This window comes from Collinsella aerofaciens (assembly GCF_040910185.1).
Classification (GTDB): Bacteria; Actinomycetota; Coriobacteriia; order Coriobacteriales; family Coriobacteriaceae; genus Collinsella; species Collinsella aerofaciens_BF.
The window spans coordinates 111473-124550 of sequence record NZ_JBDGBA010000003.1 but is presented as its reverse complement, the minus strand read 5'-3'; the positions used below and the strand labels follow the sequence as shown (position 1 = coordinate 124550).

The 13078-nt window shown below is 61.5% G+C and carries 10 protein-coding genes; 1 reads left to right on the top strand and 9 read right to left on the bottom strand.

Features of this window, described 5'->3' with window-relative positions; all coding sequences use genetic code 11:
- Positions 1–369 precede the first annotated feature (369 nt).
- The 5 genes from AB5Z54_RS02425 to AB5Z54_RS02405 form a co-directional block, all read right to left on the bottom strand.
- Positions 370–1203, bottom strand: coding sequence for a PTS system mannose/fructose/sorbose family transporter subunit IID (locus AB5Z54_RS02425; RefSeq protein WP_035136780.1), 834 nt, complete (start codon positions 1201–1203; stop codon positions 370–372).
- A gap of 13 nt (positions 1204–1216) precedes the next feature.
- The gene (locus tag AB5Z54_RS02420; protein WP_195235003.1) at positions 1217–2011 is read right to left on the bottom strand and encodes a PTS mannose/fructose/sorbose/N-acetylgalactosamine transporter subunit IIC; all 795 of its coding nucleotides are present in this window, start codon (positions 2009–2011) and stop codon (positions 1217–1219) included.
- A gap of 36 nt (positions 2012–2047) precedes the next feature.
- A complete protein-coding gene (locus AB5Z54_RS02415) occupies positions 2048–2971 on the bottom strand; it encodes a PTS sugar transporter subunit IIAB (protein ID WP_349116382.1) in 924 nt (307 codons plus the stop codon).
- Between the two features lie 183 nt (positions 2972–3154).
- Positions 3155–4237, bottom strand: coding sequence for a DMT family transporter (locus tag AB5Z54_RS02410; protein WP_349116383.1), 1083 nt, complete (start codon positions 4235–4237; stop codon positions 3155–3157).
- 397 nt (positions 4238–4634) lie between these two features.
- Positions 4635–5627: an SIS domain-containing protein gene (locus AB5Z54_RS02405; protein ID WP_349130007.1), complete on the bottom strand. Its 993-nt coding sequence runs from the start codon at positions 5625–5627 to the stop codon at positions 4635–4637.
- Between the two features lie 205 nt (positions 5628–5832).
- Here AB5Z54_RS02405 and AB5Z54_RS02400 point away from each other — a divergent pair, with 205 nt between their 5' ends.
- A complete protein-coding gene (locus tag AB5Z54_RS02400; RefSeq protein WP_349130009.1) occupies positions 5833–6555 on the top strand; it encodes a GntR family transcriptional regulator in 723 nt (240 codons plus the stop codon).
- A 21-nt stretch (positions 6556–6576) separates the two neighbouring features.
- Here AB5Z54_RS02400 and AB5Z54_RS02395 read toward each other — a convergent pair whose 3' ends face one another.
- The 4 genes from AB5Z54_RS02395 to mfd form a co-directional block, all read right to left on the bottom strand.
- A complete protein-coding gene (locus AB5Z54_RS02395; protein WP_368142238.1) occupies positions 6577–7167 on the bottom strand; it encodes a GNAT family N-acetyltransferase in 591 nt (196 codons plus the stop codon).
- A 77-nt stretch (positions 7168–7244) separates the two neighbouring features.
- The gene (locus tag AB5Z54_RS02390) at positions 7245–8270 is read right to left on the bottom strand and encodes a threonine aldolase family protein (protein WP_368147846.1); all 1026 of its coding nucleotides are present in this window, start codon (positions 8268–8270) and stop codon (positions 7245–7247) included.
- A gap of 45 nt (positions 8271–8315) precedes the next feature.
- Positions 8316–9179 carry a phosphatase PAP2 family protein gene (locus AB5Z54_RS02385; protein ID WP_368143314.1) on the bottom strand — a complete coding sequence of 288 codons (864 nt, stop codon included), beginning with the start codon at positions 9177–9179 and terminating at the stop codon, positions 8316–8318.
- 56 nt (positions 9180–9235) lie between these two features.
- Complete coding sequence (gene mfd, locus AB5Z54_RS02380) at positions 9236–12868, bottom strand: transcription-repair coupling factor (RefSeq protein WP_368147848.1); 3633 nt, start codon at positions 12866–12868, stop codon at positions 9236–9238.
- Positions 12869–13078: the final 210 nt, after the last annotated feature.

Below are 13078 nucleotides of genomic sequence, written 5' to 3'. Positions count from 1 at the left end.
GTGAAGATCTGAACGTTCAGCTTGTCCGTGTTGTTGGCCAGGAAGTACTTGGCGGGGTACAGGTCGGACATGGAAGCACCGCAGCCGACGAAGGCGACGCTGTGGATCTCGTGGTTGGACAGGACGTCAGCGACGATCTGCTTAGGGAGGTTAAGGTCGATCTCGTACATCTGACACATTCCTTTCGATTTTTGCGGCGCCACATTGCCGGGCGCTCGCAGGGTTACCGTGATTTGGACCGAGTCGCCGGCCCGTTGAGGATGCGACAAAGGGACTGTCCCATTGTCGCATTTTGGGGATGGAAGCCTGCCTGGGGTATGGGATGCCAGGCAGGCCCCCGGGGGAAAGCGGTTAGACGCTTGGTCGCGACTAGGCCAGGATGCCGGCCGCGGAGAGGGCGATGCCGCCCACGATGGCGATCACGAGAAGCCAACCGGTGTTGACGTTCTTCTTGATGAGCCAGTACATAAGGCCGGTGAGGCCAAGGGAGATCATCTGGGGCATCATGCCGTCCAGGATGTCCTGGATAACGACGGTGCCCTCAGCGAACTGCAGCGGGGTGGTGGCGCCGATCAGCGTGGCGATCATGCCGCCTACGGACATAAGACCCACGATGCCGCAGACATACATGAGCTTCTCCATGAGGTCGCCGCCCTGAAGCTTGCTCAAGTACTCGTGGCCGCCCTGATAGCCCATCTTGGCTGCGAACCAAGTGATCAGCACAGAGGGGACGATGGAGATGAGCATGGCCAGGATCGGGCCCATGATGGAGCCCTGCTGAGCCAGCTGAACGCCCAGACCAAAGGCGATAACACGGATGGTGCCCTGGAAGAAGGAGTCACCGATGCCGGAAAGCGGACCCATGAGGGAGGTCTTGACCGCGTTGATCGAATCGGGATCGAAGTTCTCGGGATCCTTGGCGTACTCCTCCTCCATGGAGGCGGAGAGGCCCAGGATGAAAGCGCTCGTCTGCGGGGTGCAGTTGTAGAACGCCATGTGACGGTGGTAAGCCTCTTTCTTAGCAGCGAGCTGCTTGGGGTCGGACTCGTCCGGATAGAGGCGGTCGAGCGTGGGAACCATGCCGTAGAGGAAGCCCATGTTCATCTGACGCTCGTAGTTCCAAGAGGCCTGGATGGCCCAGGAGCGCCAGAAGAACTGGCTGACCTTCTTGTTCAGGGACACGTCCTTGGTTGCGGTTGCCATAGTGTGTTCCTCCTTAGTCTTCGTCGTCTTCGAGCGGATCGTAGTCGGAATCGACACCGGCGGCTGCATGGGAACCGTTGAACTTGAAGCCCATGAAGACGACAGCCAGGCACACACCGATCAGAGCGACCGCGATGACGGACAGGTTGAGGTAAGCGGCGAGCAGGAAACCGATGAACAGGAACGGAGTCATACCCTTCTTGATCATCATGGTGAGCAGCAGGGCCAAGCCGTAGGCAGTCATGATCTTGGTCGAAACGTTAAGACCAGTGGACAGCCACTCGGGAACCATGTTGACGATGGCCTGAACCAGGTCGGTGCCAACAAAGACGGCGAGGAAGATCGGCAGGAAGTACATGATGGCGTACAGACCGGAGCCGGCGCAGATGTGCATACGGTAGGCGGTCTTGAAGTTACCGTTATCGATCGCGTTATCTGCCACATGGGTGAGGGCGGCGATGATGGAACGGAACACGATGCCGAGGAGCTGACCCAGGACGGCGACCGGGATGGCGATCGTCATGGCGGTCTCGGCGGAAGCATCGGTCAGGCACGCAAAGGCAGCGGCCACGATGCCGCCCAGGACCATATCGGGCGGAACGGCGGCGCCGACCTGCACCAGGCCCATGGACACGAGCTCGACGGCGGCACCGACGGCAAGGCCGGTGGGCACATCGCCCAGCAGCAGACCGACGAGCGTAGCGCCAACGAGGGGCTGCTCGAAGTTAAGACGACCGAGCAGGCGGGAGTCCCACATGCAGAACACGCCGACGAGGCCGACGAGCACCGCACTGATGAACGTATTCATACCCTTCTCCTTTCAGTCAGGCAAAAGCCTGGTTGATTACAGCTTGGCGTCGATGTCGACGCTCTGATACGTAGGGGTCTGCTGGACGTAGAGCTTAATGCCCATGTCGAGCAGCTGGTTGACGTCGGCCTTCTGGTTGGCGTCGAGGAAGACGGAGCTGTCCTTGCCGCCGACCTGATCGGCACCGTCGTGGTTGGCGGTGGCGCCCAGGTTGATGGCGTCGAGCTTGTAGCCCTGGCAGAACTGCAGCATCTCGGCCGTGTTGCCAAAGACGAACATGACGCGCTCGCCGAGGGTGTTGAGCTTGTCCATCTTGGCGAGGGCACGCTCGACGGTGAAGACGTTCAGGCGCACGCCCTGAGGCTTGGCCAGCTTAAGAGCGCCCTTCTTGATGTCATCGTTGGCGGCAGCGTTGTCGACGACGATGATGCGCTCGGCCTGAACCTTGGTGGTCCAGGTAAAGACGACCTGGCCGTGCAGCAGACGGTAGTCAAGACGTGCGAGGACGATCTTGGCGGGACCGGAGCTGTGACGGGGCGCCTTTGCCTTCTTAGCGGGAGCCGCGGGAGCCTCGACCGGCGCGTTGGGGTTGGTCAGACCGGTGCGGGCCTCGTTGATGAGGGCCGCGAGCTCGGCGCCCTTGACGGGAACGGGGCTCATAGCGAGCGTGAGCGCCAGCGGAATGTTGAAACCACTGACAACCGTGAACTTCGTGCCGTTCTTGGAAAGCTCGACCATGTTGTTGTTGACCGAGCTGCCGAGCATATCGGTCAGCACATAGACGGTGTCGTCCGCGTTGAACGTGGCGATCATGGCGTCCACCTTATCGGTGATAGGCTCCTTGTCGTCACGAGCAAGCGACACGACGTGGACGTTCGACACGTCGCCGAGAACCATCTCGAGCGTGTCTTTGGCGCCTGCGGCCAGGCCGCCATGAGATGCGAGAATGATCTGATTCATCTTGCCTCCTCCTTTTCGTTATGGTCATTATAACGTCTTATACGTTGCTTATATTGCTAATTAGTATAAAGACCGTTTGCGGGTGAAAATCGACCGTTCGCGGGTTTAACGCACTTGAAACGTGGGAGCTGGGTAGGCCGGCGACGGCGGGATAACCCCAGGTCGGACGCCGTGCGCAACCCCCTATCGCACGAAGTACCAGGGGCTTTCTTGCACGGTGGGCTCCAAGGCAATGCCCGTGCGTTCCTTAAACAGATCCATGTCCTGCGATTTCTCTGTCCACCACGCGTTGGGCTTAAAGGTCATGCTCTCAACGACATGACCGACAAACACACTGTTGCGCAGCTTGGAGAAGTCGGTGTTCATAATCAGGATGGACGCGAGCACCAGCACAATGCCCAGGACCTTGATCGCGCCGGCGGGCTCGGCATAGACACCAATGCCCACCAGTACGGTGACGACCGTCTCGAAAGACATTACGACGGGAACCTTCGATGTCTCGAGTCCCATGGACAGACCCTGCATATATAGGATGTAGGCCACGGCTGTGGGGATGAGCCCAAAACCAAGGAACAGCAGCAGCAACTGTGGCGACATTGCCGCGGCGACATCCGGCCACGGAGCCGCGATAGCTGCCATAACCGCACCGCCAAAAACAAAGCCCCAAAACGTGACAGCCAGCGGGTGGACCGTCTTGGTTGCTATCCGGCTAAACACCGCGAGTGACGCACCACAAAGGCCTGCAATCACGCCCGACGTGACGCCCCAAACCGAAAAATGAAAACCGGAAAGGTCACCATTGGTCACTGCAAGCACGCAGCCAACGATGTTAAAGACAATGGCAACGAGCTTGTTGGGGGTCACGTCCTCGCGATAAAGCACGCGGCCGAGCATGACGCCAAACACCGGCGAGGTGTAGAGCAGCACCGAGGCCGTGGACATGCCCACCTCGCCCATGCACTCGTAATAGCAGGTGTTGGCGGCGGCCAAACCGACGATACCGACAAGCGCGCAGGGAACGAGCTCTTTAGGACTTGCCTTGAACAGAGCCAGCGGACCCTGAGCCACGGTAGACCCCTCACCCGGACGGCAGCCCATAAACATCAGGACCGGCGCCAAGATAAGCGCTCCGACCAACAAGCGAAAGGCAGCCATGCTCTGGGACGAAACGCCCATGGCCGAGATGCCGTTTACAAAGATTCCGATGCTGCCCCACATAAGCGCGGCGATCAGCACCAGCACATAGCCCAGATTGCTTTTCTTCAACGCAGCCTCCTCGGTATTGTTTCCAATATGTTTCACACTACGTTATAGTCGTTATATACATTTTTCAAGACACAAATCGGCGAGCGGAAAAATCTGCTCTACCGCTACAACCCATTGGTGCAAAGGGGTCAGGTTCATATGCGCCAACTTGGTGTAAAGTAACCTGTCCCCAATGACTAGGACTGTCCCCAAGTGCCGAACGTCTCCAAGTGCCGCATCTGGGCCAAGGCGACGCCGATGCTTTGGCAACGCCAGCGAAAACCCACCTGAGCGAGCAAGGTGCCTTGAAGCGAAGCGGCATTGACCTTCTGGTCATGCCGCTGAAGCTGAAAGGCAGATTGCCGCTCAGGTGGGTTTGCAGCGTCGAGCCGTTACGGCGTTTGGTAAAACGCCGTAACTAATAATCCAGCTTCCACATGTAGCGTCGCGTCATGTAGTCCTTGTGGGTGACGGCAGAGAGCGCGCGCATGTACACGTTGTTGAGAATCGGGGCAAAGATCAGGTGGTTGAAGTATTCGCTCACGCTGTCCTTGATGTCATTGAGGCCGAGCTCCTTGGCGTCGAGCTGATAGACGCGCTCGCCACCGTACTGGTTGACGAAGCGGATGCCGCGCTCGTCGTTGCAGCGGCTGCGGCCGACGCTGATGAGCTGGAACAGCGAGGTGCGCTTGTCCAGGATCTCGAAGGGGCCGTGGAAGAAGTCACAGGTGTTGATGGTGCAGGAGTCGATCTGCAGCATCTCCTGCACGTTGCAGATGCTAAAGACGTAGGCGGCACCAAAGAGCGGACCCTGAGCCATGACGTTGATGCAGGGCTTGTCGGCGTTCTGCTCGGCCCACTTGGCAGCGAGCGGACGAGTGTACTCGACGGCCTTGCGATAGATAGGGTCGACCAAGTCGAAGGCGGCCATGGCGGTCTCGTACTCGGCATAGCCCTCGGTCTGCTGCGTAAGCTCCATGGCGATCATGGTCACGACAGCGGAGTTGGTGCGGCCCATGCAGGACTCGTCGACGGCCAGGCTGTCGTACTGGATCTTGTAGTCGCAGACCTCGGTGAGGCCGGACTCGTCAACATAGATGGCGATGGTGCTGGCGCCGTGGTCCTTGGCGACCTGGGCGGCGATGATGGTCTCCTTGGTGCCGCGCATGGACACGACGACGGCCAGAGTGTTCTCGTTGACATAGGCAGGGGTTGCGTGCACGAACTCGTTGCTGGTGTAGCTGGAGCTCACGACCTGTGTGGCCTCGTGCTCCATAAAGTACTGGGCAGGATAGTTACCGCCGTTGGATCCGCCGGCGCCAATCCACACGACGCGCTTGATGCCGCCCTTGTCAGCCTTGTCAGCCAAAACCTGGGAGACGACGTCCTTAACCTGTTCCTGAGTAGTCATCGTGCATCAGCCTTTCTTCTCGTTTGATGCTCTCGATGGCATACAAGTTACATACATGTTTTGGCTATGTCGACTAGTTGTATGCTATATTTGTCTTAGAAATTTTGCTGATGCGGTTTTCGATAACTAGCTACCAGCGGTTTTATTGTTGTATTGAATACATGCTTGATTAGACTCGCATACAAGTTAGATACAGGTTGATCGCATGAACGCTTCATCTAAAAAGAAACTGAGCCAGTACGAGCGCTTGGCGGGCATGTTGCGCGACCGCATCGCCGCCGGCACCTACGCGCGCGGAGACAAGCTGCCGTCCGAGATGGAACTCATGGACGAATCGGGGCTGTCGCGCAGCACCGTACGCCATGCCCTTAAGGTGCTCGTTGATGAGGGTCTGGTTCGAACCGAGCGCGGGCGCGGCGCCTTTGTGGCCGACACGCCGGCGCTCCACGAGAACAACCTGGTGTTTTCGAGCTATACGGCGCAGGTCCAGGGTCAGGGCATGAAGCCCACCACGCGCACGGTGGACTCGGGCTTTACCAAGGCGGGCGGCAGCATAGCCAAGTTCTTTGATGCCGCCGTGGGCAGCAAGCTCGTCAAACTTGTCCGTCTGCGTTATCTGGACGATGCGCCACTGTGCCTGGAGACCACCTATCTACCACCGAGCTTTGAAGCACTCATCGACCGCGATATCAACGGTTCGCTCTACGCCACGCTGCGCCAGGAATTCCATCGCGCGCCGGCACAGGGACATAAGACCTTTGAGGTGTGCTATGCCTCGCAAAACGAGGCGTTTTTGCTCAACGTTGAGCGCGGGCAGGCGCTGATTCTGATCACCGACTACGTCTACGACACCGACGGCCGCCCACTCCATGTCTCCAAGCGCATCCAACGCACCGACCGCGCCAAATACACCGAGCCCATCGGCTAACCTGCCAAAATAAACCTGCCCCTAAATGGTAGGTTTGGGGAGGTCGGGGAACCAGGTTGGCTTGGGTTGGTTGGGCGTGCGCTCGGCTAGGACCAGCTCCATCCAGCACATGTCGTACCAGCGGCCGAACTTCTGGGCACAGCGGTCAAAGGCACCCACCAGGCGATATCCCATATGGGCATGGAAATCCTGACTGTTGTGCGTCAGATACTCGTCGTCCTTGTCGTGCGGCACGGCGATGAGCGCGCACATATTGGTGATGCCCATCGCGATCAGGCATTGCTTGAGCGCATCGTGCAACTTGCGGCCCAACCCGCCGTGGCGCACGTCGCGCGCCAGGTAGATCGATGTCTCGACCGACCAGTCGTATGCCTCGCGGCTGTTGAGTGGACTCACATAGGCATAGCCTACCGGACGCCCGCCCAGCTCCATCACCAGATACGGATAGCGCTCGAGCGTGCGCTCGATGCGCCCGGCGAACTCCTCAACGCTCGGCACCTCGTATTCGCAGGTAATCGCCGTCTGGCGCACATACGGCTCATAGATGGCAAGCAACGCCGGCGCGTCTTCGGGCGTCGCCAGGCGAATCGTCGGCTCGGACATCTCGGTCATACAACCCTTCTCCCCAAAAGCAAAGGCCGCCCTGCGCCAAGCTCAGGCGCAGGGCGGCCCCTTGTCATTACATCAGGCTACAGGACAGCCGCCAGCGCGTCGATGTCCTCCTGCGTCGTGGCCCAGCTGGTGCAAAAGCGCACCACCGTGTGGGTCTCATCGTACTTTTCCCAGTACTCGATCGAGGCATGCTCGCGAATGCGGGCCATATCCTCGTTGGGCAGAATCACGAACTGCTGGTTGGTCGGCGTCTCCAAGAAGAACTGGTAACCGTGCTCGTGCAGCACGCGGCGCAGCGCCTGAGCCGTCTCGATCGCCTGTCGACCAATCTCAAAATACAGGCCATCGGTAAAAAGCGCCTCAAACTGGACGCCCGTCAGGCGGCCCTTGGCCAACAGCGCGCCGTGTTGCTTAATGCGCGGAATGGGGTGCGCCGGGGCGTGCATGCCGCAGAACACCACGGCCTCGCCGCATAGCGCGCCGCACTTGGTGCCGCCGATGTAGAACACGTCGCACAGCTGCGCCAGCTCGGGCAGGGTAATGTCGCACTCATCGGCCGCCAGCGCATAGGCCAGGCGGGCGCCGTCCACAAACAGCGGAATCTCACGCTTCTGGCACACCGCATGAATCGCCGCGAGCTCGGCCTTGGAATACAGCGTGCCGTACTCAGTCGATAGGCTCACGTACACGGCGCCCGGGAACACCGTGTGCTCGTAGCTCTCGTTTTCGTAGAACACCTGGATATAGTTCTCGAGGTCCTCGGCGTGCATCTTGCCCTCGTAGCCGGGGATGGTGAGCACCTTGTGGCCGCCAAACTCGATGGCGCCCGCCTCGTGGCAGGCAACGTGGCCAGTCTCGGCAGCAACGACGCCCTCGTACGGCGCAAGCAGCATGTCGATCACCGTCGCGTTAGCCTGCGTGCCGCCCACCAGGAAAAACACGTCGGCGTCAGGCGCCTGGCAGGCCTCGCGAATAAGTTGCTTGGCACGCTCGGTATGTGCATCGGTACCGTAGCCGGGCTGCGGCTCCATATTGGTGTCGACGAGCGCCTGCAGCACCGCTGGGTGTGCGCCGTGGGAATAGTCGTTGTTGAACGCGAGCATGGCAATCCTCTCTTACCGGGTATCGGCCAGATGATTCAAACGGAGCTATTGTACGCCGCTGGGATAGGCAATGCGCGCGGCAAGGCACTCAAGTGCCAGTACCAGAGCAAAACCGCAGCTCACGTCACTCAAAAAGTGCGCTCCGATCACGATGCGGCCAAACGCGACGAGCGCCGCGACCACAGCCGCCGTCCAAAAGACCACACGACGGCGCGACGGCTTTTCCTTAAAGGCCGTCGCGGGAAGCCCGGCGAGCATAAGGCCGATCGCCGCATGCGCCGTGTGTCCGCTCGCAAACGACTTAAAGCCGTCCTTGACTACACCGGCGGCAATATAGGCCCACTTGTCGGGGTTGCCGATCACCCACCACGGCTGAAACTCGAGTCCCTGCGTCACCTCGATCACGCGCATGCGTGGGCGCGACCACAGCGGCTTGACAATCACGTTGAGGATGATGGCCTGAGCGACCCACACGACAAGCACCATCAACGCCCAGCGCGTGAGCTCGTCGGGCTCGGTAGTGCGCGTGAGGCGATAGACGACAAGGTTAGCGGCGATGACCAGCACAAACGTCAGAACCAGCTGAAACGCAATAAGCTTGCCACCGACGCGCAGCGATCCGATAATCTCGTAGCCGACCAGGCCCACGTTGATCAGAACGCCCAGCACGGCGAGCCACTTGCTCGTCTTGGAATCGGGGCGTGCCGAGCGCACGAGCATAACGCCCGCGACGCTCGCCGTCAGCTCGAACGGCAGCTCACCGGCCGCCTCGACAAAGCGACCGTACATGCTGCCGATGTTGAACAGCGCACTCGAGATCTGATAATCGAAGAAGCTGCCCACGCCCAGACAAAGGCACAGGACAACCGCGATAATGGCGACGTCTTTCTTATAGATGTATCCGAACATGCTTTCCTTTCGATGGAACCAGAGTGCCCAAATGGGGCGTTTGCAGCGTCGACCCGTTAGTCGTCGTCGCTAGCACCCAGCTGCTGCAGTAGCATGAGCGCCGCGGCCACGGGGCCGGTGCCGTCGTTGGCGTCGAGGCCACGACCCAGGCCGCTGCCCGCGCCGGCGCCCGCCTTGTAGGGCACCGACAGCTTGCGGCTCTTGGGGAAGTTCACCGCGCCATAGCGATTCTTGAACTCAAAGGCTACCTTCTTGGGAACGTCAACCCCCAGGAAGGTAATGCGCCCACCGCTGAGCGTGACACTCTCGAGCCCCAGGCGCTCGCCGCGGATACGGATACGCGCGCGATTGAACAGGTTGAGCCCCGCCAACGGCAGCTCACCGTGCGCGGCCTCGGTCTCCTCCTGCACCCCGTCGACACTCTCCAGGTCCTCAGCCGCCGCGAGCTTGCGGTACACGAGCACGCGCTGGTCCACCGCCGGCATGTACTCCTCGGACAAGAAGTAGTCGGCCGGCAGGTTGATGCCCACGCTCGCCGCCTCCACGCCGGCATCGTCATCGCCGCGTGCCTCGGCCACGGCCTGTCCCAGCATCTGCGTAAACAGGTCAAAGCCCACACTCGACAGGTTACCGTGCTGCTCGGCACCCATGAGCGAACCGGCGCCGCGGATCTCCAGGTCGCGCATGGCGATGCGCATGCCGCTGCCCAGGTCCTGGAACTCGGAAAGTGCGGTCAGGCGCGCCGTGGCCTCCTCGGTGAGCGGCAGCTCGCCGGGGAACATAAAGTACGCGTATGCCTGCGTGGCCGAGCGGCCCACGCGGCCCTTAAGCTGGTAGAGCTGTGCCAGGCCCAGGCGCTGCGAGTCCTCGATGATGAGCGTATTGGCCGTTGCGTTGTCGATGCCGCTCTCCACGATGGTCGTGGCGATAAGCACGTCGATCTTTTTGGTCGCGAACTCGATCATCACGTCCTCGACCTCGCGCGGGCCCATCTTGCCGTGTGCCACACCCACGCGCGCCTCGGGCGCGGCCTCGTGCACGCGCGCCACGGCATCGTCGATGGTCTTGACGCGGTTGGACACGTAATACACCTGACCGCCGCGGCCCACCTCCAGGCGAATCGCCGCACTCACCACGTCGGGGTCGTACTCCCCCACGTGCACGATCACGGGACGACGCCCGGTCGGCGGCGTGGTGATCAGGCTCATATCGCGCACGCCGCTCGTGGCCATCTGCATGGTTCGCGGAATAGGCGTTGCCGAGAGCGTGAGCACGTCGATTTGCTCGCGCAGGTTCTTGAGCTGCTCCTTGTGCTGCACACCAAAGCGCTGCTCTTCGTCGATGATCACCATGCCCAGGTTCTTGGGGTTCACATCGGCAGAAAGCAAGCGGTGCGTGCCGATGAGCACATCAATCGTGCCCTCGGCAAACGCCTTGAGCGCGCGCTTTTGCTGCGCCGGGGTGCGGAAACGGCTGAGCACCTCGACCTCCAAGCCAAACGGGGCAAAGCGCTCAAAGAATGTCTCGTAGTGCTGTTGGGCCAGAATGGTCGTGGGGCAGAGCACCATGACCTGACGGCCGGAGTCCACGCACTTAAAGGCCGCGCGCAGGGCGACCTCGGTCTTGCCGAAACCCACGTCGCCGCACAGCAGGCGGTCCATGGGCTTGGGCGCCTCCATGTCGGCCTTGATGTCGGCGATAGCCTCCAGCTGGTCGCGCGTCTCGTCGTAGGGGAAGCTCTCCTCCATCTCGATCTGCTCGGGCGTATCGGGCGGACAGGCGATACCGGTAATCGACGAGCGGCGCGTATACAGGTCGACCAGGTCAAACGCCAGCTTTTTGGCATTCTTGCGCGCCTTGTTGGTAGCCCGCGTCCAGTCGGCGGTGTTGAGCCTGGTCAAGCGCGGTTTATCGCCGTCGGGACCAACGTAGCGCGTAATGCGGTCAACCTGCTCCAGCGGCACGTAGAGCTTGTCGCCATCGGCGTATTCCAGCAAAAAGTAGTCGCGCTCCTTGCCGCCCACTTCCTGGCGCGCGATCTCGCTAAAGAGAGCGATACCGTGGGTAGCGTGCACCACGTAGTCGCCCGGCTTAAACGGGAAGGTGATCTGCGTAATGTCAACCTTGCGGCGGCTGCGCGCGCGGTTGGCATCCATGCGAGCGTTGAGGTCGGCGATCGAGAACACGGCCAAATTGGCGTCGGGCACCACCACGCCCTGTGGCAGGGCAGCGTCCACAAAGGTCACGCGCCCGCGCGAGATGGTGGGCACGGCGGCGCCGGCGGCAGCCTGCGCGGCACCCGCCTCGAGCGAGCGGGCGTTGAGCGCGTCGGCCTTACGCTCGCGAATGGAAGCATGGGCCTCCTGGCGTGCGGCACGGTCGGCGGAATCCGCCGCCGCCACGCGCACGCGATCGCCGATGGCACCGGCATTTTCGGGCGCCGCGGTCAGCGATTCCTCAAAGGTAATGCCCTCGTCGCCAAAGGTAAGCTCCATCGACTCGCGCGCACCGCGGTCTGGGATGGCAAACACGCAGGCATAGCGCTTGCCCACGACCTCCTGGATGCGCGTCATAAAACGGTTGTCCGAGCCTGCGATGGCAGGCTGCTCAATCTTGAGCTCGGCCGTCACCGCACCGCCGGCACGGATGAGACTCACATAGTTCAGGCGTTGCTGGGAACCAAAGTCAAGTTGCTGGGCACGCACGTACAGGCCGTCCAGACGGTCGACCCCCGCCTCGCCGGCACGTGCCTCGATATCCTCGTAGGCGCGCAGGCAATCGTCGAACAGCGAGCGCGGCTCGGACAGCACCACGAGCGCCTTGCCGCTCACATGCGACAGCGGGCTCACGGTCTGGCCGTACATCACCGGCAAAAAACGGTCGAGCTCAGGCGTGACGATGCGCGCATCCACCATCTCGAGCAGCGCCGCCAACTTGCTGTCGTCCTGGCTGGCGCGGTAGAGCGCCACATGCATGTTGTGGACGGCCTCGTCGGTAAGCGCCAGCTCGCGACAGGGGAAGATCTCGATGCTGTCCTCGTTGCCGATGGTCTGGCCCGTTGAACTCACCATGCGGCGGATGCGGTCGATCTCGTCGCCAAAGAACTCAATGCGCACGGGCGCCTTTTCCTGCGCGGGAAACACCTCGACGGTGTCGCCGTGCACGCGGAACAGGCCGGGCGCGTCGGCAGCGCCGGCATTGGTGTAGCCCATGCCCACCAGGCGCTGCGGCACCTCGTCAAAAGGAATCTCCTCGCCCACCGCAAAAGTAGTGGACTCCCAGTAGCGGCTCTCGACCGGCGGCACGCAGCGCAGCAGCGCGCGGGCCGAGGCGACCATGATGCAGTTGTCGCCGCGCACGATGCGCCCGAGTGCCTCGCAGCGCTGGGCTACCACGGCGTCGTCGGGCGCCTGCTCGCGCCAAGGGTAGTCCTTGCGCTCGGGAAAGCGGCACACGTGCGCCAGGCCCACATAGGCGGCCAGACTGCGTGCGGCGCGATCGGCCGCATCCTCGCCACTCACGATGTAGACCGTGGGGCGCGGACGACGCGCAAACTGGGCGGCGGCCATAAGCGTGCGACCCGACTGCGACACGGCCAGCGTCACGTCCTCGCCGGCATCGAGTCCGGCCTCGACAGTCTGCAAGGCCCCGGCAGTGTAGAGCTGCGCGGCTATACGGTGAATGAGCATGCTGTTCCTCCGGCATTGCAACGCCAAAAGCCCGCCGAGGCAAGCTCGGCGGGTCGTTCGTCAAATTCGTTGCCTGTCATGGTAGCGCATGGAGAGGACTCCAGCTCAAGCGTACGCCCAGCCCCGCAAAAAACGCCAGATAGAACCGGGCTCATCGGCTTCGCCAAAATCTCCCCGTCACTTCGAACGCCGCAACCACGGAAGGTGCCC

Bases quoted from the DNA above. Each gene is read 5' to 3' on its own strand.
- AB5Z54_RS02420 (WP_195235003.1), bottom strand. From the start codon at position 2,011: ATGAATACGTTCATCAGTGCGGTGCTCGTCGGCCTCGTCGGCGTGTTC.
- AB5Z54_RS02385 (WP_368143314.1), bottom strand. From the start codon at position 9,179: ATGTTCGGATACATCTATAAGAAAGACGTCGCCATTATCGCGGTTGTC.
- AB5Z54_RS02395 (WP_368142238.1), bottom strand. From the start codon at position 7,167: ATGACCGAGATGTCCGAGCCGACGATTCGCCTGGCGACGCCCGAAGAC.
- AB5Z54_RS02415 (WP_349116382.1), bottom strand. From the start codon at position 2,971: ATGAATCAGATCATTCTCGCATCTCATGGCGGCCTGGCCGCAGGCGCC.
- AB5Z54_RS02390 (WP_368147846.1), bottom strand. From the start codon at position 8,270: ATGCTCGCGTTCAACAACGACTATTCCCACGGCGCACACCCAGCGGTG.
- AB5Z54_RS02425 (WP_035136780.1), bottom strand. From the start codon at position 1,203: ATGGCAACCGCAACCAAGGACGTGTCCCTGAACAAGAAGGTCAGCCAG.
- mfd (WP_368147848.1), bottom strand. From the start codon at position 12,868: ATGCTCATTCACCGTATAGCCGCGCAGCTCTACACTGCCGGGGCCTTG.
- AB5Z54_RS02400 (WP_349130009.1), top strand. From the start codon at position 5,833: ATGAACGCTTCATCTAAAAAGAAACTGAGCCAGTACGAGCGCTTGGCG.
- AB5Z54_RS02405 (WP_349130007.1), bottom strand. From the start codon at position 5,627: ATGACTACTCAGGAACAGGTTAAGGACGTCGTCTCCCAGGTTTTGGCT.